The sequence below is a fragment of the Sulfitobacter aquimarinus genome, from assembly GCF_040149565.1.
Lineage (GTDB): Bacteria > Pseudomonadota > Alphaproteobacteria > Rhodobacterales > Rhodobacteraceae > Sulfitobacter > Sulfitobacter aquimarinus.
Map to the genome: position 1 here is coordinate 87061 of NZ_JBEFLO010000001.1, position 22358 is coordinate 109418.

Here is a 22358-nt window from a genome sequence, read left to right on the forward strand (position 1 = left end):
GAGGCCGCCCTCCTCCCCAAATCTGTGTTTTTGGTGCCGCTGCATCAATAATAGGCAAAAAAACCCCACCACAGCCCAATATCCCGTGCTATAGAACAAAAAAACAAAACGAGAGCAGCATGAGCAGCAGCCCAAAAATAGAAGACACACTGCGTGAAGCCATCATTTCGCAGCCCGATGTGATTCTGGATGACAACGATGTCATGCAGGCATTGATTGCCGCGAATGAAAAAGCGATGGGCGGTAATATCGTCGATCTGCGCGGCATCGCGATGGAACGACTTGAGACGCGCCTTGACCGTCTGGAAGACACCCACCGCAGCGTGATTGCAGCCGCCTACGAAAACCTCGCAGGCACCAACCAGATTCACCGCGCCATCCTGCGGATGCTTGATCCGGTCGAGTTCGAGACCTTCCTGCGCGATCTGGGCGGCGAAGTCGGAGAGATTTTGCGCGTCGATACCGTGAAACTGGTTCTTGAATCCGTGCAGAATGACACGGACCCAGCCGTGCAACGCCTCGGCGACGTCCTCAGCGTGGCAGAGCCCGGGTTTATCGACAGCTACCTGACCCAAGGGCGCGGTGGCACGGTCCGCCAAGTGACCCTGCGTTCGGTCCAGGACGCATCAGACAGCATTTATGGCCCCAACGCCGAATGGATCCGCTCTGAGGCGTGTCTGAAGCTTGATTTCGGCGCAGGCCGTTTGCCCGGAATGTTGGTCATGGGCGCCGAAGACCCGCATATGTTCGGCCCGCAACAAGGCACGGACCTGCTGGCGTTCTTCACCGGCGTGTTCGAGCGTGCGATGCGCCGCTGGTTGTCTTGAGCGGTACAGCCACAGATACGCTGGCCATTTCTCCCGCTGCGCGGGACGCCCTGCAAACATGGCTGGACCAACAGCGCGCCCTGAAAGGGGCCGCAGAAAACACGCTCACCGCCTACCGTGGCGATGTGACAGAGTTTCTGGCGTTTATCTCTGTGCATCACGGCCAGACCCACGGGCTGGGCGCATTGTCGCACATTACGATCAGCGACATGCGGGCATGGATGGCGCAGACACGCGGCAACGACGTGGGGCCACGCAGCCTTGCGCGAAAACTCTCGGCGGTCAAAGCCTTCTACCGCTGGCTGGCCGAGCGTGAGGGGTTCGAGCCCACCGCCGTCCTGTCCACCCGCGCGCCGAAATTTACGAAAAAGCTGCCCCGCCCCCTAGCAATTGACGCCGCTCACGAGCTGATTGACTGCGTAGAGGTGCAATCGGCAACCCCGTGGGTTGCGGCGCGGGATGTGGCGGTGCTGACCCTGCTGTGGGGCTGTGGCCTTCGTATATCCGAGGCGCTGGGCCTGACGGGTGCGGATGCAAACCTGCCCCAAACCCTGCGCATCCTTGGCAAAGGCGGCAAGGAACGTGTGGTGCCTGTGCTGCCTGCCGCCCGCGATGCGGTTGCAGCCTATGTTGCCGCCTGCCCCCATCCTGTGCAATCCAAAGGGCCATTGTTCTTTGGCGTGCGCGGTGGCCCGTTGGCTGCGGGTGCGATCCAGAAGGTCATGGCCAGCGCCCGTATGCAACTGGGCCTGCCCGCCAGCGCGACCCCCCATGCCATGCGCCACAGCTTTGCCACCCATCTGCTGGACGCGGGCGGTGATCTGCGTGCGATTCAGGAGCTTCTGGGCCATGCGTCCCTCTCCACGACCCAAGCCTATACCGCCGTGGATACGCTGCGCCTGATGGAAGTCTACAACCGCGCCCACCCCAAGGCGTGACATTTTTCCTTTTGCATCCTTCGGGACGATTTGCGAGACAGATACCATGACACTTCGCACCAAAGCACTCGCCGTTCACCTGCTGACCGCCACTGGCGCCGTTTTCGCCATGCTGGCGATGCTGGCCGCTGCGGACAACAAATACGACATGATGTTCTTATGGCTTGTCGTGGCGTTTTTCGTCGATGGGATCGACGGGCCATTGGCCCGTAAATACGAGGTCAAAACCAACGCCGCCGAATTCGACGGTGTGCTGCTGGATCTGGTGATCGATTATCTGACCTATGTTTTCATCCCAGCCTTTGCCCTGTTCAAGTCAGGTCTGATGAGCGGGTGGAGCGGGTGGCTGATGATTATCATCGTGACCTTCGCAAGTGCGCTGTATTTCGCGGATACGCGGATGAAGACCAAGGACAACTCGTTCTCGGGCTTTCCGGGCTGCTGGAACATGCTGGTGCTGGTGATCTTTGCGCTGCATATCCCGTGGTATATCAGCCTTGTGTTGGTGACATTCCTGTCGATCACGATGTTTGTGCCGCTGAAATTTGTACACCCCGTGCGCACCGAACGCTGGCGCGTGGTGACATTGCCGATGGCGCTGGCGTGGACGTTCTTTGCGGGCTGGGCCGCGTGGGTGAACTTCCACCCCGAAAGCTGGGCCGCGTGGGGGTTGGTTATAACCTCGATCTATCTGCTGTTTGCGGGCATCGCGCAGCAGATCATGTACGACGGCCGCGACCTCTAGATCAGGAAACCGCCCGCGCCTTCGTGGCGCAGCAAAGCGACCTTTGTCTCGACCCCGCCTGCCCCTGAAAATCCGGTGAGGCCCTTGGCGCCCATCACGCGGTGGCACGGAATGATGACCGGAATGGGGTTGCCGCCACAGGCCCCGCCGACAGCCTGCGCAGGGACGCCCAGCGCCTTTGCGATGTCGCCGTAGGTGCAGGTATCTCCAAACGGGATCGCCGACATGGCGGCGCATACTGCGCGCTGGAACTCTGACCCCTCGACCCGCAGGGGCAGATCAAACACCTGCAAATCGCCCGCGTCATAGGCGGCAATCTGGCGGCACGCCTCCTCGAGCACGTGCGTGCACTCCTCGGCTGGGGCGCGGCCCCAATCGAGTTTGGTGATATAGTCGCCCGTCTGGATCAGGACCAGATCGCCGAATTGCGTGGAAACGGTGCATGTTTTCATAGGGCAGAGTATGGGCGCAGCGGGCCGCAGGCTCAATCCGAAACACGCGGAAAGCTGTCAGGGCAAGGGAATGCCCCTGCCCTGACAGTCATTTAAAGAGCGCTGTCGCAGCGGCCGCAGACGGCCTCATGGCTGTGCGTGCCGACATCGGGCAGCACCTTCCAGCAGCGTGCGCATTTCTCGCCCGTTGCCTTCTCGAAGACAACGCCGACGCCTGCCACATCTGTCAGGGTGAACGCGCCCTCGGGGGCCTCGCCCGTTTGCAGGGTGATCTGGCTGGTGATGCACAGATCGGCAAAGGTGTCGGGGTTGGTGATGACCGCCGCCAGCTCGGGCGACATGAACACAACCGGCCCTGCCTCAAGGGACGAGCCGATGACCTTGGCCGTGCGCTGCTCTTCGAGCGCACCTGTGACGACACGGCGCACGGCGCGCACGGTCTCGGACCGCTCGGCCAGCGCATCGTCGCGCCAGTCGGCGGGGGTGTCGGGGAAATCGACCAGATGCACCGAGGTATCCTCGCCGTTGCGCTGCAACCAGACCTCTTCCATCGTGAAGGGCAGGATCGGCGCAAGCCATGTGGTCAGCCGCGCATAGAGGTGATCCAGCACCGTCAAAGCCGCCAAACGGCGCGGTGTGTCGCCATCACAATACAGCGCATCCTTGCGGATATCGAAGTAGAAGGACGACAGATCCAGCGTGGCGAAATCAAAGATCGCACGGAACACGCCCTGGAAATCGAACCGCGCATAGCCGTCGCGCACCACACCGTCCAGCACGGCCAGCTTGTGCAACATCAGCTGCTCCAGCTCTGGCATATCATCCCGCGCCACGGCCTTGGCCGCATCAAAATCGGGCAATGAGCCCAGCATATAGCGCATCGTGTTGCGCAGGCGACGATAGCTGTCGGCCACGCCTTTGAGGATCTCGTCCCCGATGCGCTGGTCGTTGGTATAGTCGGTTTGTGCGACCCACAGGCGCAGGATATCCGCGCCGTACTGGTCCACGATCTTTTGCGGCACGATGGTATTGCCGATGGATTTGGACATCTTCATGCCCTTCGCATCCAACGTGAACCCGTGCGTCACAACATTGCGATACGGCGCACGGCCATAGGTGCCAACCGATTGCAGCAGCGACGAGTGGAACCAGCCACGGTGCTGATCCGTCCCTTCCATATAGACATCCGCGATCCCGTCGTCCGATCCGTCCACGCGGTCGCGCAGGGTGAACGCGTGGGTCGATCCACTGTCGAACCAAACATCCAGAATATCGGTAACCATGTCGTAGTCGTCCGCGTTTACGATCCCGCCAAGGAAGCGCTCTTTGGCGCCATCGGCGTACCATGCGTCAGCGCCTTCAACCTCGAACGCCTCGACGATCCGCGCGTTTACGTCCGCGTTGCGCAGCAGGAAGTCGGGGTCCGTGGGCAGCACGCCCTTGCGGGTAAAGCACGTGAGCGGCACGCCCCATGCGCGTTGGCGCGACAGCACCCAGTCGGGGCGTGCCTCCATCATCGCGTGCAGGCGGTTGCGGCCTGATTTGGGCGTCCAGTTGACGTTGTCGATCTCGGTCAGGGCGCGTTCGCGGATCGTGGTGCCGTGCATGTCCTGCCCGTCGCCCACAGGGCGGTCGATGGCGGCAAACCACTGCGGCGTGTTGCGGTAGATCACCGGCGCCTTCGAGCGCCACGAGTGCGGGTAGCTATGCTTGATCTTGCCACGGGCCAGCAAGCCGCCAACCTCCACCAGCTTGTCGATGACAGCGGCATTGGCGTTGCCCTCCTTCCCGTTGGGCTTGAGGATCGCCTTGCCGCCAAAGAACGGCAGATCATCGCGGTAGCGGCCATCGGGGTTCACGTTGTAGGTGATGACCTGCTCCAGCATGCCAAGCTCGCGGTAGAGGTCGTATTCCTCAAGCCCGTGGGACGGCGCGCAATGCACAAAGCCCGTGCCTTCGGTATCGGTCACAAAATCAGCGGCGCGGAAATCGCGGATGTCGTCCCATTCGCCGTTTGCACCCTCGGCACCCGCCAGCGGGTGCTTGAGGCTGATGCCCGCAAGCTCGTCATTGGTCACATCGCGAACACGGGTCCACTGATCGTCCTCCAGACGCGCACGGCCCAATACGTCCGCTGCCAGGTTATCGGCCAGCAAATAGCGATCGCCCACATTGGCCCAGCATTCGTCGGGCGTGCCTGTGATCTTGTACAGGCCATAAGAGACACCTTCGCCATAGACCACCGCCTTGTTGGAGGGCATGGTCCACGGTGTTGTCGTCCAGATCACGACCTGAGCGCCCGCCAGATCGCTATCGCTCAGCACCTCAAACTTCACCCAAACGGTAAAGCTGTCCTTGTCGTGATACTCGACCTCGGCCTCGGCCAGTGCAGTCTGCTCTACGGGCGACCACATCACGGGTTTGGAGCCTTGGTACAACGTGCCGTTCATCAGGAACTTCATGAACTCCTCGGCGATCACACGCTCGGCGTGGAAATCCATTGTCAGGTATGGCTCGGCCCAGTTGCCCTGCACACCAAGACGTTTGAACTCCTCGCGCTGGATGTCGACCCATCCTGCGGCGAAGTCGCGGCATTCCCCGCGGAATTCGTTGATCGGCACCTGATCCTTGTCGCGGCCCTTCTTGCGGTACTGCTCTTCGATCTTCCACTCGATCGGCAGGCCATGGCAGTCCCAACCAGGGATATAGCGCGCATCACGGCCCATCATCTGGTGGCTGCGCACGATCATGTCCTTGATCGTTTTGTTCAGCGCGTGGCCGATGTGCAAATGCCCGTTGGCGTAAGGAGGGCCATCATGCAGCGTAAACGGCTGGCGCGTCTGCGCCTTCGCCTTCTCGCGCAACTTGGCGTAGACGTCCATTTCCTCCCAACGGGCCAGCCACGCGGGCTCGCGCTTGGGTAGGCCTGCGCGCATGGGGAAATCGGTGCGGGGCAGATTGAGGGTGGATTTATACTCGGGGGTCGTTGTCTCGGCGCACATAAGGGGCGTCCTTTATCGGTCTGGTATGTCAGGGATATGGGGGCGGTGCGAGCGGCTCAAACACCTTTGCCCGGCGGCTCACGCGATGCGGAGCGCCGGGGATGTAATTCGTATGATGTGCAGATGTACTGTCATGTTACCTTGGCTTATAGGCACCTGCCCCCGAGGGGGCAAGCGCGTCTTAGTCCAGCGTCGGGGGTGATGGCGGTGGAACAGGCCCCTGCGCCTCGGCGCGGTCGCGCTCCTGCGCCCAGCGGTTCAGCCACGCCAGCGCAGCCAGCGCCAGCCCCAAGACCAGCAACGAGAAGACCCGCGTCAGCCCGTCCAGATCGGTGACGTCGATCAGGAACACTTTGGCGACCGCCAGACCAATCACCACCAGCCCCGCCTTGCGGATCAGCGCCGAGCGCCGTGCCAGCGATTGATAGAACAGCCCCGCCCCCGCCAGCAGCAGCACGATTGTGTAGGTGTACTGCTCGGGCTGCCCGATGCCTAAGCTCAGCGGCATCGCGTCACCGCCCTGCCAGAAATGGCGGATCACGGTAAAGCCCCAGAAGGCCACAAGCGCTGCGCCAACAGCGCCCAATGCCATCCGCATCCGCGCATCAATCGCGCCCAGACGCCACGCGCCTGCCAACAGAACCGCCGCAGGAACCAGATAGGCCGCCGCCAGCGTGTTGAACAACACAGGCCCGTACACCTGCGCCTGCGCCATGCGGATCAAGATATGCTCGGACAGCGGGGCGGCATTGCCCCAGCCGTAGGTCGTGGCGAAAACGGGTGCGCTGCCCATAGCGGTGACAAGCGCGGAACCACCGATCAGGCCAAAGATCGTCGCAAGCACCCACCGTGCTTTATCAAGCAGTTTCTCCGTCCCCCCTTGTGTCCGCTGCACCTGCGCCAGCGCCAGACCGCTCCAGATTGCGGCATTCAGCCCGAAGGTCCAATGCGTTGTCATCAAATTACTGCCTGCGTAGCTCTCGATCCAGCGCAGCAAGAGGATGCTCACCGTCAGGCCGCCCGTTGACCACGCCGCGGAATCGAGCATGACCTTCGCCGCCTCACGTTCCAGCGGGCGCAGCAACCACAGCGCGGCGATGAACACCGCCAGCGTACCGCAATAAGCGACCAGCACAGCCGCCAGCGGCCCCGTGCCGCCATATTCCAACCCCGGATCGACCACCAAACGGTATCCCAGCGTGATCACCCCGACGGCAATGAACCACGTCATCGCAGGCAGGTTCCACGTACGGTCCAACGCCGCCGCCGCCAGCACCGTCACCGCCAGCGCCACGGTCAGCGCGACCGAACTGAGCACAATCACGAAAGCAAAGGCCAGACAGGCAAGCATCGACATCACGGCAAAGCTCACCCGCAGGCGGTATGCCCCATCCGCCCGCGCCAAACGCTCGGCCACAAAAGCCATCAAAGCCGCCAGCCCTGCGGCATGCAGCGCCCACGGATAAGCGCCTATCACCTCTGCGGGACGCCATGTCATCTCGAGCATGATCGCCATCGCAGGGGCAAAGACGGCAGCAATCAAGGCCCAGATCACGCCGAACTGCCCCGCCCGCAGCGCCCGCCACAGCGCCATGAGCGAGATCGCCGCACCAATCGCGATGAAGATAGTGATGATCCACGGAAAGGCCGCCTCGATGTCCTGGGCGTAGGTCTGGGTGAACTGGCGGTAGGTGGCGCGGCCGTTTTCGGCCTGCGCAAAGATCGACAGCAACAGCGTGACGGGCGGCAACAACGCCGCGTCCTGCAATGCAGGCGCACGGTCAGACCACGAGATCAGCACAATGCTGAGAACCGACAACAACGCCACGCTCAGCCAGATTTCACCCGCCCCCGGTTTGTACGAAATAAGCACAATCACACTGCTGGCCGCGACGCTGGAAAACGCAAGCAAGGTGGGGAAGGCAGGCCACGTAAGGCCGCGCTCTTTCGCGCCAAGGGTCAGGCGCCTGAGCAAGCCCAGCGTTGCAGGTGGCCCTGCATGATCCGGCACCAGACTGCGTGCGGGGATCAGGATCGCCAGCAACGGCAGCACGGCGAAATAGACCTGCGCCGTCCACCGCACGTTGCTGCCTCCGCCCAAAAGCAGAACAAAGCCCATGAAATAAGCCAGCACCAGCGTCAGCGCCGAAATCCAGCCCCAGCGGCGGATCGTATCAACGCCCAAGCCCAGCACCGCAATCACCGCGAAAAAGCCAAACAGCGGGCTGGCGTCCGAGTTGGAACTCTCCAACACCACGGGTGCCGCATAGGCGCCGATCACCCCCACGGCAACCAACAGCGGCCCGTGCATCCAGCCCAGCACCATGGCCACCAGCGCGACAATCACCATGCCGCCCATCGCCGCCCCGCCGCCGATCAGATCATAGAGCATCCGCGCCGACAGGATGCCGCCAAACAGCGTCACAATCCCCGCGCCGGAGAAAACAGACGGCAGGTATTCGGTCACCGATTGCGCATCGTCGCCAAAACGGCGGCGAATAAACTCACCCACGCCAATCAGCGCCGCGCCAAAGGCAAGGGCGGCGGCCACACGGGCACGCGGCGGCAGCAGGCCGTTCTCCATCCCGTATTGCACAAGGAAAATCCCTGCCAGCGCCAATGACGCGGCCGAAACGGCATAGAACCAGTTTTGCTGAAGCCACGGCCCGAGCTGCGCAAGCGCTGTCGCCACAGGGGATGGCGGGCGCGGCACCTCAGATGCGGATCGGGTCACAGGTGGTGGAGTGGCCTTGGCCGCGGCGACCTTCGGGGGCGTATCGGCCATGTCGGGGGGCGCAGAGGCGGCAGCGGCTTTGGCAGGCGCGGCGCGCAGCGGCTCCAACTGGGCTGCGGGTTTTGTGGAACGGGGTGGCGGGGTGGCGGCACCGCCTTCATTCAACCGCTTGAGGTCATTGCGCAAATCACTGATCTTACGCTCGGCCTCGGACAGGCGCTCCTTTACCCCCGATTGCGAGATGATCAACCCGATCACAGCCACTGGAATGCCAAGCACAACCAGTGCCACCACGATCAACAGACCTTCCATACCCACACTCTCCCCTTACTTTCGGGGCCAGTGTAGCAGCCTGTGCGGTAGCTGCCAGTAAGGTTAACCTTAATTGCCGGCGTCAGATTTGCGAAACAGGCTGCCAAGGCTGTTGGTGATGATCGTGCGGACCTTGGGGCGAGTGCATGCGCCGAATGGCAGCGGGCGGCAGACCTCCATCGCGGCCACGCCAACGCGGGCAGTGAGTGCACCATTCACAACGCCTTCGCCAAAGCGGCGGCTAAGCTTGGCCAAAATGCCGCCGCCCAAAATCGGCTCCAAAAGGTCATCGCCCACGGCCACTGCGCCCGTCGCCACCAGATGCGACAGCACCGCACGGGTCAGCCGCCAGCTGCCAAAGAACCCCGACCGCCCACCATAGATTTCGGCAATCCGGCGGATCATCCGCAAGTTCGAGGTCAGCGCCGCCGCCACATCGGCCAAAGCCAGCGGCACCAATGCCGTCACAGTCGCGACCTGCCGTGCGGCGGCCTCGACCTCGCGCTGGGCGGCCAGATCAAGCGGAGCGAGTACTTCGGCCTCGGCCACCGCCAGCAGCCCTGCGGCATCAAGTTGATCCCCGCGCAATTCGGCCAGACGCTCGCGGCCCCAGCGGGTGTCATCGCGCCCTTTGTACAGACGCACCAGTTGATCCGTGACGCCGCGTGCGGCGGTCAGGTCAGCAGCAGCCAAGGCTTGAGTTGCGTTGTGGCGCAATCCGTCCAGCCGCCCCAAGCGACCAAAGGCCGCCGCCTCGCGCAGGGCGACCAGCGCCATCACGATCAGGAACACCACCAAAAGCACGCTCATCGCGGTGCCGATCAGCGGGTATTGCACCATCAGGTCGGTGACAAACCGCCACGCCGCCAGCGAGATGAACGCCGCCAGCAAGACCCCCGCCAGCCCCCAGAACAGCCGCATCAACTTGGACGGTTTGCGCGCCGCCAGCCGCGCGGCGATTTGCATGGCCTGCCCCTGCGGCGCAGGTAGCACATCAAGGTCGGCGACGGGCGGCGCATCGGCAACCGACGGGGCGGCCTGCGCGTCTTCTTCAAGATCGAACAGTACCGGACCCTTGGCCATTATTCCGCGTCCCTGTGCCATTCGAAACGAATGTCGGGCAGGCCCGCATCATTGCCCTGCCCTTCGGTTCGCAGCTGTTCCTTGAACCCTGCCTTGGCGTAAAACTCCGAGGCATGGTCATTGGCCTGATAGCTCCACAACCCCAGCTTTTTCGCCAGCCGCTGCGCATCGCGCATCAGCGCACGCGCCACGCCTTTACCTTGCATATCGGGGCGCAGGCACAGGGCGTGAATTTCGGTCCCCTTGCGGGCGATAAAGCCCACGGCGACGCTGTCCACATAGGCAACGCGCACCCAGCCGCTGTCGATCATATCCCCGATCAGCATGATCTCCTCGGCCGAGGAGTAAAGCATCGGCAACCAGTCGAACTGCGCATTGGCAGCGGCAAGGATATCCGCCAACTTGCCTGCATCCAAACTGCGCGCAGGGCGTATCATCACAGCACTCATAGCCGGTCTCCGATCAAAAATTCTGCCGCACGGTCAAGGCGGATGTGCGGCGGGCCGTCACCTGGACGCAGGCTCAGCTTTGCGGGTGCAAATCGCATGATCTGGTAATCAGCATCAAGCCATTTTTCCGCCCCCGCCCGCGCAGGGCTAAGCAGATGCGCGGGATCGTCGGGCAGCGCACCGGGATAGAAGGCCGCCTGTTTGCCGCTGTCCAACAGCGTGCCGCGCACCACGTCCAGCGGCGTCCCCTCATGGGTCATCCGATCTTCGGTCGTAGCCCGCAGGGAGGCAATGGACAAGGCCGCCGTCTTGGCCCCCGCGAACCGCGCACGTTCGCGGGCCTCGCGGGTCAGCGCCTCCATAATCGCGGTCAGCTGCGCGTGTTGGCTGTGGTGCAAATGGTCGGCCTTGGTCGCAGCAAAGAGGATCTTCTCAACCCGTTTGGCGCCCAGAAGATTGCCCAAAAAGCTGTTGCTGCCGGGGCGGAAGGCGCCCAAGGTCTCGCTCATCGCGGCACGCAGGTCTTCGACGGCGGGCGGGCCTGCGTTGATCGCACCCAGCGCGTCAACCAGCACGACCTGACGGTCGATACGCGAGAAGTGGTCGCGGAAGAAAGGTTTGACGACCTCGCGCTTATAGGCCTCGAACCGTCGCGCCATTTCACGCCGCAGGGTTTTGCGACCGTCATCGCCGCTGGCAGGCAGCGGCGCAAATGTCAGCACGGGAGAACCCGCAAGATCACCGGGCAACAAGAACCGCCCCGGTGTGCAGTCAGAGAACCCGTCAAGCCGCGCTTGGATCAGATAGGCGGCATAAGCCTCGGCCAAAGCCTTGGCCACAGGCTCGTCCAGCTTGGCCTGCCCGTCCGTGGCCCGTGCCAGCGCAAGATACTCTGCCGCCTGCGCACGGGGCGCGATCCGCTCCAGCGTTTGCGCGGTCCAGTCATCATAGGAAATATCCAGCAGCCCCAGATCCAGCAGCCATTCGCCGGGGTAGTCGACAATATCCAAATGAATAGTCCGCAGTCCTTGCAACCCCGACAGCAAGCCATTGGGCCGGGCCCGCAGGCTTAGCCGCAATTCGGACACGGCGCGGGTGCTGTCGGGCCAGTTGGGGGTCGAAGCGGTCAAGGCACCCAAATGCGCCTCGTATTCGAAGCGCGGGATCGTATCGTCGGGCTGGGGTTGCAAGAACGCCGCCTCGATCCGGCCCTCGCCTGCGGCGACAAGGCCCGGCATCCGTCCACGGTCAATCAGGTTGGCCACCAGCGAGGTGATGAACACGGTCTTGCCCGATCGCGCAAGCCCCGTCACACCCAGCCGGATCACCGGCTCGAAAAACGTCTCCGAGACCGTATCCTGCACGGCCTCGACCTGCCGCCATATGCCATCCGCAATCTGAGAAATCACCACGTGCGTGCCCGTCCTACCTAACGGATCCTACATAGTGGCGTTTTGCAGGGATTGCCACAGCAACAGCCGCGGGATAAAGCCCCTTTCATGCCCAGATTTGCCCTCCAAGTTGAATATGACGGCGCGCCGTTCCACGGCTGGCAGCGCCAGAACGACCTGCCCTCGGTGCAGGGCGCGATTGAACACGCCTTGGGCAAGGTCGAAAAAGGCGTGCATAAAATCGCAGCCGCAGGGCGCACGGACAAGGGCGTGCACGGCATCGCCCAAGTCGCCCATTGCGATATGGTGCGCGACTGGACGCCGTTTCGTTTGTCCGAGGCGATCAATTATCACCTCAAACCCAACCCCGTCTCGATCACTGCTTGTGCGCAGGTGCCCGACACATTCCACGCACGGTTTTCCGCGCAAGAGCGGCGGTATCTGTTTCGCATCCTGCCCCGCCGCGCCCCTGTGACCCATTCGCGGGGCTTTGTGTGGCAGGTGAAACAGCAGCTTGATCTGGACGCCATGCGCGAGGGGGCCTCGCATTTGCTGGGCAAGCATGACTTTACCACTTTCCGCTCGACCATCTGCCAATCGCTCAGCCCTGTGAAGGCGCTGGATGTGCTGGACATCTTTGAGGTTGAAACCATGCACGGCACCGAGGTGCATTTCGACGTGCGCGCGCGGTCCTTCCTGCACAATCAGGTCCGCAGTTTCATCGGCACGCTTGAGCGGGTGGGCAGTGGATCGCTCCAACCCATCGACGTGAAAACCGCGTTGGAGGCGCGGGACCGTCAGGCGTGCGGCCCTGTCTCACCGCCGCACGGGCTGTATCTGGCGGGGGTCACGTACGAGACATCGCCCTTCGACGGCTCAGTCGTTGTCGGTTAGGCCCGCCCCCGCGCCCGACAGCCGCGAGGCATCGCTTTCCGGCACCAACAGCTTTGCGGCAAGGGCGCTCCACCCCGCATAGGTCTGCGGGTCCAGCGCAATCCGCTGCGGCACCTTTCGCGGTGCAGGTGTCGTTAAATCGATCTCCACACGGCCCTGCGCATCCATGCGAGCGACAAAGGGCAGCGTTTCGACGTAACTCTGCGCAAGCGGCGCGGGCGGCAGAACGCTTGCGCCTTCGCCCCGTTCGACTATCCGCGCAATCGCGAGCGGTAGATCAAGGATCGGCCCCGCAGGCAAAGCCGCCAAGGCTGCGTCCAACGCAGCAACATCGCGCCCTTGCTGCAAATGCCAAACGGCTGCCGCACCAAATTGCGCAGCCTGTGCAGGCGGCGCCCCCGCCCCGCGTGCGGCTTTGCCCGCCAGCACCATCACCTCGTTGGCCGAGCGTGTCATGCGCCGAACACCGGCAACCACCAGTCGTCTGCGTCGCTGTTCAGGTCCTCGGCCAAAGGCGCACCCTGGCACAGGGTGATGCGGGTCCAGCGGTCGGATTTGGGGTCGAACTTGGACGCGCCAAAGAACGACAGCTTGCAGCGCAGCATATCAATGGGCAGGCAGGTTTGTGCGATCAGATTGTCGCGGATTTCGGCATAGGGGTGCTGGGTCGACAGGGCCACACGCTCTACCGCGAGGGCGTGTTCGGGGTGACGGGTCAGGAAATCAGAGACGGGAACCGCATCCGCTGGCAGATCGGCAAAGGCCGCTGCCACGCGCCGCGCGATATCAAGCGGTGTCTCAAGGGCGGCCCCCTCTTCGGTGAACCGCTGGCCAAGACGCGGCTCCATCTTCGCCTCGGAGACATACCAGAACTGCCCGCAGTGCGCCGCGGCGGCATAGTCCACATCCAACGCCCAAGCAAAGTGATCGGTTATCCGCGCCCGCACCGCACCCGTGTCGCGCAAAGGCAGCGCAAAGCCGCAAAACGGGTCGGCCATACACTCGGTCAGCCCGTCCACCACATCGCCAAACGGCTCGATCAGCAGCGCGGCCATGAGCTCTTGCACGTCTTCGCTGTGGTCTTCCACGCGCTGCATCACGGTGTCGAGCGGGGTCTGCCCCGTCAACGCACCCGCCTCCAGAAAGGTCGCGGCGGTGCGCCAATCGCGGCGCAACCGATCAATCCGCGCCTGATGGTCGGGGTCTGGCACGCGCCACTGCGCCAGATGCGACGCGGCCCGCGCCGCCAGCACGCCCAGCCGCGTGATCTGCGCCGCGCTCAACGCCTCAATTGCCCGCACCCGCGCCAACGCCGTCTCGCGTGCCAGCATCCAGTTATTGAGCAGCACGGGGTGGGTCACCAAAAACGGCGCCATGCCAAGGCCCGTTGAATTTCCGATACCCAGATGCCGTTTCAGATGCGGCGCAAGCGTGCCGCGCCCCACATGTTCGGCCAGCGCATGTGTGAAGTGGCGGATCAGCCAGACGGTCAGCATCTCTGCGGCGAACGGCCCCTCCAACCCCGGGCGCGTGTCATAGGTCGCACGGTCGGCGATGCCGAATTTGCCGTTGCCGTAAACAGCGGTGGTCCGCATCAGATAGCCGACATCGCGGATCATATCCGCATCGGGTTGCCGCCCCGCCTGCAGCGCGTCGGTAACATGGGCAAACAGGCGCACGGATTTATTCGCACGGCTCAGGATCAGGTCCCGCGGGCCAAAGCGTCCCGCCTCTTGCAGGGGCGCGTTTTTGGTGATCCGCGCAATGTCATCCGGGTCAGGAATGCCGTCGAACAGGACATATGCGCTGTCCCACGCTGTCGCGATCACACGGTCGGTGCGCAGCGCGGGCGGCAGGTCGGTCGAGACGGCGACCAGCGAATAGGTATGGCCGCCAAGATCGACGCTGAACACCGCGTGGCCAAACCCGTCTTCGCAAATCTGCCATGCGTGGCGGGTGACGGTGGCCCGCTCCTGCGCGAGGCGGCGGATCAGACTGCGCAGGAAGGACAGCCGCGAGGGAAACATTGACCCCATCCGCGACAGGCGCATGACATCATCAGGGGTGCGCAACGGCTTTTGTGGCGGCTGCGCAAGCCCGTCTTTCATGTCGCGGCCCCAAAGCTTTCCTCATAGAACCGCAACCAGTTGCCACCCATGATCCCGTCGATTTCCTCGGCGGTCAGGCTGGTCGCTTGCAGCCCTGCGCGGATGTTGCCAAAGTCGCGATTATCCCCGAACCAGTCGGGCATCGCGGGAAAGCCCGCGTTGCTGGCCGAGCCTTCGCCATAGTCGATCACCTTGGACCAACGGCCCACACGCATCCATTCCACGATGCTGTCGGGCTGGTCCTGACACAAATCTGTACCGATGCCGAGGGTGTGCGCGCCGTAGCGGCCGGCGGCCTCTTCTATCATCTCGCAGAAACTTCGCGCAGTACATGAAGTCCCACCTGCAAGATGATGAGGATAAATAGAAAATCCCAACATTCCACCACTGGAAGCAAGCGCGCTCAGCACCGCGTCGGACTTGTTGCGCAGCGCCGCGTGCCACCACGCAGGATTGGCGTGGGTGATGGCAATCGGGCGGGTCGAATGCGCGATCGCGTCCAACGTCGAACGCTCGCCCGAGTGGGACATATCCACCACCAGACCCACGCGGTTCATCTCGGACACGACCTGCCGGCCCATGCGGGTCAGGCCTGCGTCATAATCCTCGTAACAGCCCGTCGCGAGCAGGGACTGGTTGTTATAGGTCAGCTGCATAAAGCGGATGCCGAGCTGGTGACAAATCTCGACCAGACCAATGTCATCCTCAATCGGGCTGGGGTTCTGGAAGCCAAAGAAAATCGCCGTGCGCCCTGTCGCTTGGGCGCGGCGCACGCAGTCGGCGGTGGTGCCCTTGAAGATCAGATCGGGATGCGCCTCGAACCAGCGGTTCCATTGCTCAAGGTTCAGCACCATCTCACGAAAGCTTTCGTGATAGGCGATGGTGACATGCACGGCGTCCACCCCGCCCGCGCGCATCTGTTCGAATATGCGAGGTGAGAAGTTGGCGTATTGCAGGTTGTCTATCAGAGGCGTTTTCATGCCATAGTGATGACCCAGCCCCGCGTTTCGGTCCAGCAAAATTTCACCGCTGCGACGGTGATGCGCTCGCTGCGGCACTTCAACAGCTGAACGCGCCTTGAACGCCCTCTCGCTCCGCGTGTAATTTGCGAATCACACCCTGCGCCACCTTCGAGGTTTTAATGACAACCGACCGCGTGATCGAATATTTCTACTCCGCCCACTCTGCCTATGCCTATCTTGGCGCACAGCAATTGACACAAATTTCCCGCGACGCAGGACTGCGGATCGAACACCGCCCGTTCGACTTTTCCCCCGTTATGCAGGCCACGGGCGCACCCGCGTTTGCAAACCGCAGCGCCGCACATATCGACTATTTCTTTGGCCGCGAACTGGCCCGTTGGGCGCAATGGCGCGGCCTGAAGATGATCCGCCACCGCCCGACACATCACGACAATCCGCTCGCACTTGCGAACGGGATGATCATCGCCAGCGATGATCCAGACCCGCTCAGCTTTGCGATTTTGCAGGCCCATTGGCGCGACGATGCCGATATCGCCGATCCCGCCACGCTGACAGCGCTGGCCTGTGCCTGCGGCCAGAACGGCGCGCACCTGCTAGAGGCAGCGCAGTCCGACACCGTGCAAGCCCGCCATGACGCCAACACCCAAGAGGCGATCAGGCGCAACATCTTCGGCTCGCCTACCTATTTTCTGGATGGTGATATGTTTTACGGGCAGGACCGCCTGGAAATGCTGGCCCACGCGGTCAAGCAGCCCTTCTTTTGCTAGACACCCTATAGGCAATGGCGAAGTGACGTGCTTATCATCGTCAAAGCACTGTCCATAGAAAGCCCTGTATCATGCAAACCCCTACCCTTTCGTCCTATGACGTCGTCATCATTGGCGGCGCGATTTATGGCTCTTCGGTCGCATGGTGGCTGACCCAGATGGAGGGGTTCGACGGCACTGTATTGGTGGTTGAGCGGGACCCGACCTATCAGTTCGCCTCGACCTCGCATACCAACAGTTGCATCCGCCAGCAGTTCAGCAACCCGACCAATATCTCGGTCAGCCAGTTTGGCGCGCAGTTCATCCGCAACTTCCGCGACTTCATGGGCGGAGACGAGGAGGTTCCGCATCTGCCGCTGCAAAGCTATGGCTATATGTACCTTGCCGATACGCCCGAATTTGCCCAAACCCTGAAAGACGCGCAGCAGGTCCAGTCCCGCCTTGGCGCGGCCACCAAACACATGAGCGCCGAACAAATCGCCGCCGATTATCCGTTCTACAACCTCGAAGACATCTATGCAGGCAACCATAACCTGGTGGACGAAGGGTATTTCGACGGGGGCACCATGTTCGACTGGTTCAAACGCAAAGCCCGCGCCAATGGTGTGGAATATGTCCACGCCGAGGTAAGCGCAATGACCCGCGACGGCAATGCCGTGACCAGCGTGACATTGGCCGACGGGACTAAAGTGGGCTGCGGCACGGTGGTGAATGCCTCTGGCCCACGGGCCGCTGCTACGGCGCGGATGGCGGGGCTGGAGATTCCTGTCGCACCGCGCAAACGCTACACCTTCATCTTTGACGCGGCCCAGCCGCTGGACCGCGACCTGCCGCTGACCATCGACCCCGGCGGCGTTCACATGCGCACCGAGGGGAAATACTATCTTGCCGGGTGTCCGCCCGATGTGGACCCCGATGTGGCCTATGATGATTTCGACTTTGACCACTCCATCTGGGAAAACAAAGTCTGGCCCACCATCGCCAACCGCATTCCCCAGTTCGAAGCGATCAAAGTGATCAATGAATGGGTCGGTCACTACGCATTTAACACGTTTGATCAGAACGCCCTGTTGGGCCGTGCCGATAGCTGCCCCAACTTCATCTTCGTCAACGGGTTCTCGGGCCACGGGCTGCAACAATCGCCCGCTATGGGCCGCGGCATTGCCGAGCTGATCGCCTACGGCGCTTACCGCAGCCTTGATCTGAGCGCGTTTGACGTGAACCGCGCCGCAAGCCGCACCAAATTCGAAGAAACCGCCGTCATCTAGGAAACCGCCATGCCCGTCACCACCCGCCCTGTTGCCCCTGCCGACCGCCCCGCATGGGAGGCCCTGTACGCAGGCTATGCAGAGTTTTACGGCGTACCCCAAACCCCCGCCATGCGCGAGACGGTCTGGGGCTGGCTGCATGATCCCGCCCATGAGGTGAACGGATTTGTGGCCGAGCAGGACGGCACCTTGATCGGCCTCACCCATTACCGGCCCTTCCACTCGCCTCTTGCCGCCAACACACGCGGATTTTTGGATGATCTGTTCGTCGATCCCATCGCCCGTGGCAGCGGCGCGGCGCAGGCGCTGATCGATGCGGTCAAAGCCGAAGGGCGCGCCCGTGGCTGGGCACTGATCCGGTGGATCACGGCCGAAGACAACTACCGCGCGCGGGGCGTCTATGACCAACTTGCGGACCGCACGCCTTGGGTGACCTATGATGTGCCTCTCTAGCGGTATGTCTGTGGATAAAGGCGTGAAAAGTTGACAATAGACAACAAATTACCATCACTTAGTGAATAAGGCCTGCACAAAGTTGATAAATAACAACCCTCATTGCTAGGAAAGGGACACCAAATGAACTATCCCGACAATGCCTTCACCCATGCGCTGCGCGAAAACCGCAAACAGCTGGGTCTGTGGGTCAGCCTGTGCAGCCCCTTTGCCGCCGAGGTCACAGCACCCTCGGGCTTTGACTGGGCCTTGATTGATATGGAGCATACGCCCAACGATTATATGACCGTCTTGGGCCAGCTACAGGCTTTTGCCGCCACCCCGACCACCGCCATCGTGCGGCCCGAATGGAATGACGCGGTGATGGTCAAACGCCTGCTGGACCTTGGCGCACGCGGGCTGCTGTTCCCGATGATCAACACTGTTGAGGAGGCGCAAGCCGCTGTCGCCGCAACCCGCTATCCACCGCATGGCGTGCGCGGGTTCTCTGGCGCGACGCGGGCTAACAAATTCGGCCGCGTCACCGACTATCTGGCACGGGTCGAGGACGAGACGACGGTGCTGCTGCAACTGGAATCGCGCCACGCGATTGAACAGGCCGAGGCGATTTCGGATGTGGACGGCGTGCATGGCATCTTTTTTGGTCCTGCGGATATTGCGGCGGACATTGGCAAGCTGGGCAAACCGCTGGATGCCGAGGTCTGGGACCTGATCCGCCCCTGCGCGCAAAAGCTGATTGCCAAGGGCATGCCTGTTGGCACATTGGTCAATGACGGCGCCTTCGCCGCGCAATTGCTGAACGAAGGCTTTACCTTCGTCGCCTGCGGCACCGATACAACCCTTCTGGCCCGCGCCACCGATGCGCTGCTGTCAGATGTCAAAAACAACCTGTTCTGAAAGGCTTTTCCATGGCTGCTAAACTAAAGAAAATCGTACTGACAGGCGCGGCTGGCCGTCTTGGCTCGTATCTGCGCGAACCGCTCACTGCACTGTGCGACGAACTGGTCTCCACCGACATCGCGGACCAACCCGGCAGCCTCTATGCGGGTGAGACATTCGTGCAGGCCGATCTGGCCGATTTCGCTGCGATGGAGGCCGTGATCAAGGGCGCGGATATGGTCGTTCACATGGGCGCAATCGTGGACGAAAAGCCGTTTGAAGAACTGCTGGGCCCGAACTTTGTCGGCTCCTACAACGTGTGGGAAGCCGCATCGCGCCACGGTGTGCGGCGGGTGGTCTATGGCTCGTCCATCCACGCGGTCGGCATGTACCCCAAGAACGAATTCATCAACACCGAAGTCGCCCACCGCCCCGATACCTTCTACGGGCTGGCCAAGTGTTTCACCGAAGACCTTGGCCGGATGTATTGGGAAAAGCGCGGATTGGAGAGCGTGCACATGCGCATCCTCAGCTGTGCGCAGGTCAACAACGCGCGCGCGCTTGGATCCTACCTCAGCTATGACGACCTGATTCAGCTGGTCACGCGCTGCATCGAAACACCCGTGACGGGCTGGGCCGTCATCTACGGCGTCAGCAACAACGACCGCGCACCGGTGGACAATGCCAAGGCCAGCTTCTTGGGCTACCGCCCCACCGACAACGCCGAAATCTACGCTGAAAAAGTGCTGGCCGAAGAGCCGCCAATGGACCCGCACGACCCCAATCACATGTGCCACGGCGGCCCCTTTGCGGGGGTTGAGCTGGGTCAATCCGGTCTGGCGGGCATGAACGTGATCGACGACAGCAAGAAAAGCTAACCCCCCTTGCGCCCCTTGGGTTTCACCTTGGGGCGCAGGCCTGCCGCAGCATATCCGCCACCGGCAACCGCACACCCAGCCGTGCGCCCAGCAGGAACATCCCCGCAAATTTGCGCTGCAGATACAGCACATCCATCGGCACAACGGGCGGGATAAATCCGTCACGGGCCAGTGCTTCGCCCTCGGCCTGCATCTGCCGCGTGAGGGTTTTATCGGTAAAGTCGAACATCGGAGCAGCCAGCGATGTGAAAGCGACCCGCATCAACGACATCAACTTTTCTCGATGCTCTGACTTGGTATTTTCATCCACAAATCCGAGACTTAGAGCAAGATCTTCACACTTACCCCAGCCTCCATCCAGCCCCGCCATCAAGATCGACCTATAAAGCACTGAAATATCTTCACTAACATCTCTCGTCGCTCCAAAATCCAACAAGATTATATCTCCGCTCACCGGATCAAAACGGTAGTTTGCAAAATTAGGATCACTCTGCATCACCTTGAATTCAAATACTTCCTTTAGCATCAGATCAATCAAGCGAGCCATGATTGCATTACGCTGCTCTTGCGGCGCCTCTGCCGCCTCCTCGATGGGACGGCCTTCCAGATAGTCCATCGTCAGGGTCGACCCTGTGCTCAGATCCGCATGCACCTTCGGCAGGCGAAATCCCTCGACCCCGTTTAACAAGTCGCGAAAGCGATTGAGGCAGGCCGCCTCGCGGAGATAGTCCGTTTCTTCGTGCAACTGCCGCGCCGCTTCGTCCAGATAGGGGTCCAGCGCAAAGCCCGCAGGCAGCAGCCCCGACATGCGGATCAGCGTGCCGACATTTGCCACGTCGCTGTCGATGCTACGCGCCACGCCGGGGTACTGCACCTTGATCGCCACATCGCGCCCGTCGCGCAATTGCGCACGGTGTACCTGCCCGATCGAGGCCGCAGCGATGGGGCGCACGTCAAAGCGTTTGAAGTCGCGCAGCCAGCCGTCGTGCCACTGGGTCGCCAATACTTTCTTGAGCTGAGCAGGCGGCATGAAATGCGCATCATCCCGCAGCCGCGCCATGATCTGCGACAGCTCGGGCGGGAGCATGTCGCCCGCGTCCATCGAGGCAAGCTGCCCGATCTTCATCGCCGCGCCGCGCATCTTGGCCAACTGGTCCGCCACGCGGGTGATATTGGCAGGGGTCAGCAGCAAACCGCGCCAATCGGGCCGCTGCCCGCGCCCCAGCTGCGCCATCCCGCCCAGCGCCATGTTCCCCGCCACCCCCGCGGTCATCGAGCCAAGGCGCGTCAGCCGCCCCAGCCTGCTGGCAGGCACTGCCAGTCCCTTGTCCCGCGGGGTGCTCATTTATACTGCGCCCGTCGGCTGCCGAAATCGCGCACGCGTTTGCGCCATGCGCGGTAGCTGCCGGGCTTCAGGGCGCCACGCATCAGCGCCTGCACGTCCTTTTCCCCCAAGCCATATTCCGCCTTGATCGTGGCAAACGGCACATGATCGCTCAGCGCCATTTCGATGACCGCGCTGATATCGGCGGGGGCCAAATCAGGCGCGCTCATTTAAAGTACCGCACGGAGGCCACGGCGATGTCGGCCTGCATCTCGGCCCCGTAGGCAAGCACGCCCATGCGCCGCAGGCGTGCGGGATCGAAAGGCACATCGGTCTTGTTGCGCTCAAACGCTGCCCACGGCAGGCGCAGGGTCTGCCATTCGCCGCTGGTGTCGAACACTGCGCGGTAGGAATGCCACGGGCGCGACAGCTCATCCGTGCGCAGACGAACCTCGTATTGTGCGCCATTGCCACGCAGGTCGATCTCGATCCCTGCCCACTCGCCACCCTGCGGCATGTCGAACGCCATCTGGATAAAGCCACCATTATTCTCGAGCGAGACCGCGCCATGCAGTCGCATCGCGGCACGCCCGTCTAGGGTGACCTGCTCAATCTCGCCCTCCGATACGCCGCCCATCACCGTGTCGGCGACAAATTCCCATTCGGGGTCCAGCTCCATCATCTGCTCCTGTGTTGCGGCGGTTTGTGTGCTCAGCGCCAATGCCAAAACTGCGTATCTGATACGTCCCATCGCGCCCTCCTGACTACGCGACGACATAGCGGGCGGGGCGCGCTTGACCAGCGCGGCGCGGCAAATGGACCGACGGGGGCAAAATCGGGATGGCAATGGCGCCGATCCGCGATAGGTCTT

General features: G+C 62.3%; 21 protein-coding genes. 9 read left to right on the forward strand and 12 right to left on the reverse strand.

Annotated elements, in window-relative coordinates:
• Nucleotides 1-119: 119 nt before the first annotated feature.
• The 3 genes from ABMC88_RS00410 to ABMC88_RS00420 are packed head-to-tail and all read left to right on the forward strand — an operon-like array spanning nucleotide 120 to nucleotide 2510.
• Entirely contained in the window at nucleotides 120-827 is a 708-nt protein-coding gene (locus ABMC88_RS00410; RefSeq protein WP_349574850.1) for a DUF484 family protein, read from the forward strand.
• The gene (locus ABMC88_RS00415) at nucleotides 824-1765 is read left to right on the forward strand and encodes a tyrosine recombinase XerC (protein WP_349574851.1); all 942 of its coding nucleotides are present in this window, start codon (nucleotides 824-826) and stop codon (nucleotides 1763-1765) included. The genes ABMC88_RS00410 and ABMC88_RS00415 overlap by 4 nt, the downstream gene beginning before the upstream one ends.
• Nucleotides 1766-1811: 46 nt before the next feature.
• On the forward strand, nucleotides 1812-2510 hold the full coding sequence (locus ABMC88_RS00420; protein ID WP_349574853.1) for a CDP-alcohol phosphatidyltransferase family protein: 699 nt from the start codon (nucleotides 1812-1814) through the stop codon (nucleotides 2508-2510).
• Here the strand turns inward: ABMC88_RS00420 and ABMC88_RS00425 are convergent.
• The 6 genes from ABMC88_RS00425 to ABMC88_RS00450 form a co-directional block, all read right to left on the reverse strand.
• The gene (locus tag ABMC88_RS00425) at nucleotides 2507-2962 is read right to left on the reverse strand and encodes a methylated-DNA--[protein]-cysteine S-methyltransferase (protein ID WP_349574854.1); all 456 of its coding nucleotides are present in this window, start codon (nucleotides 2960-2962) and stop codon (nucleotides 2507-2509) included. The two genes, ABMC88_RS00420 and ABMC88_RS00425, sit on opposite strands and share 4 nt — an antisense overlap.
• 92 nt (nucleotides 2963-3054) lie before the next feature.
• Nucleotides 3055-5964, reverse strand: a complete 2910-nt coding sequence (gene ileS / locus ABMC88_RS00430; RefSeq protein ID WP_349574855.1) for an isoleucine--tRNA ligase — start codon at nucleotides 5962-5964, stop codon at nucleotides 3055-3057.
• 181 nt (nucleotides 5965-6145) lie between these two features.
• Entirely contained in the window at nucleotides 6146-9010 is a 2865-nt protein-coding gene (locus ABMC88_RS00435) for a DUF2339 domain-containing protein (RefSeq protein ID WP_349574856.1), read from the reverse strand.
• 69 nt (nucleotides 9011-9079) lie between these two features.
• Entirely contained in the window at nucleotides 9080-10093 is a 1014-nt protein-coding gene (locus tag ABMC88_RS00440) for a YcjF family protein (RefSeq protein ID WP_349574857.1), read from the reverse strand.
• Nucleotides 10093-10542 carry a GNAT family N-acetyltransferase gene (locus tag ABMC88_RS00445; RefSeq protein ID WP_349574858.1) on the reverse strand — a complete coding sequence of 150 codons (450 nt, stop codon included), beginning with the start codon at nucleotides 10540-10542 and terminating at the stop codon, nucleotides 10093-10095. Before ABMC88_RS00445 ends, ABMC88_RS00440 begins: the two co-directional genes overlap by 1 nt.
• Nucleotides 10539-11954, reverse strand: coding sequence for a YcjX family GTP-binding protein (locus ABMC88_RS00450; protein ID WP_349574859.1), 1416 nt, complete (start codon nucleotides 11952-11954; stop codon nucleotides 10539-10541). Before ABMC88_RS00450 ends, ABMC88_RS00445 begins: the two co-directional genes overlap by 4 nt.
• 87 nt (nucleotides 11955-12041) lie before the next feature.
• Here ABMC88_RS00450 and truA point away from each other — a divergent pair, with 87 nt between their 5' ends.
• Nucleotides 12042-12827 carry a tRNA pseudouridine(38-40) synthase TruA gene (truA, locus tag ABMC88_RS00455; RefSeq protein ID WP_349574860.1) on the forward strand — a complete coding sequence of 262 codons (786 nt, stop codon included), beginning with the start codon at nucleotides 12042-12044 and terminating at the stop codon, nucleotides 12825-12827.
• Here the strand turns inward: truA and ABMC88_RS00460 are convergent.
• Genes ABMC88_RS00460 through ABMC88_RS00470 form a run of 3 tightly spaced genes read right to left on the reverse strand, consistent with a single transcriptional unit; the run spans nucleotide 12810 to nucleotide 15915 of the window.
• Entirely contained in the window at nucleotides 12810-13283 is a 474-nt protein-coding gene (locus ABMC88_RS00460) for a hypothetical protein (protein WP_349574861.1), read from the reverse strand. The two genes, truA and ABMC88_RS00460, sit on opposite strands and share 18 nt — an antisense overlap.
• The gene (locus ABMC88_RS00465; RefSeq protein WP_349574862.1) at nucleotides 13280-14935 is read right to left on the reverse strand and encodes a hypothetical protein; all 1656 of its coding nucleotides are present in this window, start codon (nucleotides 14933-14935) and stop codon (nucleotides 13280-13282) included. Before ABMC88_RS00465 ends, ABMC88_RS00460 begins: the two co-directional genes overlap by 4 nt.
• The gene (locus ABMC88_RS00470) at nucleotides 14932-15915 is read right to left on the reverse strand and encodes a membrane dipeptidase (protein WP_349574863.1); all 984 of its coding nucleotides are present in this window, start codon (nucleotides 15913-15915) and stop codon (nucleotides 14932-14934) included. The genes ABMC88_RS00465 and ABMC88_RS00470 overlap by 4 nt, the downstream gene beginning before the upstream one ends.
• A gap of 161 nt (nucleotides 15916-16076) precedes the next feature.
• On the opposite strand from ABMC88_RS00470, the gene ABMC88_RS00475 reads away from it, so the two are divergent.
• The 5 genes from ABMC88_RS00475 to ABMC88_RS00495 all read left to right on the forward strand — a co-directional run bounded on the left by ABMC88_RS00475 (nucleotide 16077) and on the right by ABMC88_RS00495 (nucleotide 20163).
• The gene (locus tag ABMC88_RS00475) at nucleotides 16077-16685 is read left to right on the forward strand and encodes a 2-hydroxychromene-2-carboxylate isomerase (protein WP_349574864.1); all 609 of its coding nucleotides are present in this window, start codon (nucleotides 16077-16079) and stop codon (nucleotides 16683-16685) included.
• A gap of 71 nt (nucleotides 16686-16756) precedes the next feature.
• Nucleotides 16757-17953: an NAD(P)/FAD-dependent oxidoreductase gene (locus ABMC88_RS00480; RefSeq protein ID WP_349574865.1), complete on the forward strand. Its 1197-nt coding sequence runs from the start codon at nucleotides 16757-16759 to the stop codon at nucleotides 17951-17953.
• A gap of 9 nt (nucleotides 17954-17962) precedes the next feature.
• Nucleotides 17963-18406 carry a GNAT family N-acetyltransferase gene (locus ABMC88_RS00485; RefSeq protein WP_349574866.1) on the forward strand — a complete coding sequence of 148 codons (444 nt, stop codon included), beginning with the start codon at nucleotides 17963-17965 and terminating at the stop codon, nucleotides 18404-18406.
• Nucleotides 18407-18529: 123 nt separating this feature from the next.
• Nucleotides 18530-19303 carry an HpcH/HpaI aldolase family protein gene (locus tag ABMC88_RS00490; RefSeq protein WP_349574867.1) on the forward strand — a complete coding sequence of 258 codons (774 nt, stop codon included), beginning with the start codon at nucleotides 18530-18532 and terminating at the stop codon, nucleotides 19301-19303.
• A gap of 11 nt (nucleotides 19304-19314) precedes the next feature.
• Entirely contained in the window at nucleotides 19315-20163 is an 849-nt protein-coding gene (locus ABMC88_RS00495; protein WP_349574868.1) for an NAD-dependent epimerase/dehydratase family protein, read from the forward strand.
• Between the two features lie 22 nt (nucleotides 20164-20185).
• Here the strand turns inward: ABMC88_RS00495 and ABMC88_RS00500 are convergent, their stop codons facing one another.
• From ABMC88_RS00500 to ABMC88_RS00510, 3 genes are read right to left on the reverse strand one after another with little or no spacing between them, the layout of a single operon-like run.
• Nucleotides 20186-21508 (reverse strand): ABC1 kinase family protein, encoded by a 1323-nt coding sequence (locus ABMC88_RS00500; RefSeq protein WP_349574869.1) that lies wholly within the window; start codon nucleotides 21506-21508, stop codon nucleotides 20186-20188.
• A complete protein-coding gene (locus ABMC88_RS00505; protein WP_349574870.1) occupies nucleotides 21505-21717 on the reverse strand; it encodes a DUF2805 domain-containing protein in 213 nt (70 codons plus the stop codon). Before ABMC88_RS00505 ends, ABMC88_RS00500 begins: the two co-directional genes overlap by 4 nt.
• Entirely contained in the window at nucleotides 21714-22238 is a 525-nt protein-coding gene (locus tag ABMC88_RS00510; protein WP_349574871.1) for a CIA30 family protein, read from the reverse strand. The genes ABMC88_RS00505 and ABMC88_RS00510 overlap by 4 nt, the downstream gene beginning before the upstream one ends.
• Nucleotides 22239-22358 lie beyond the last annotated feature (120 nt).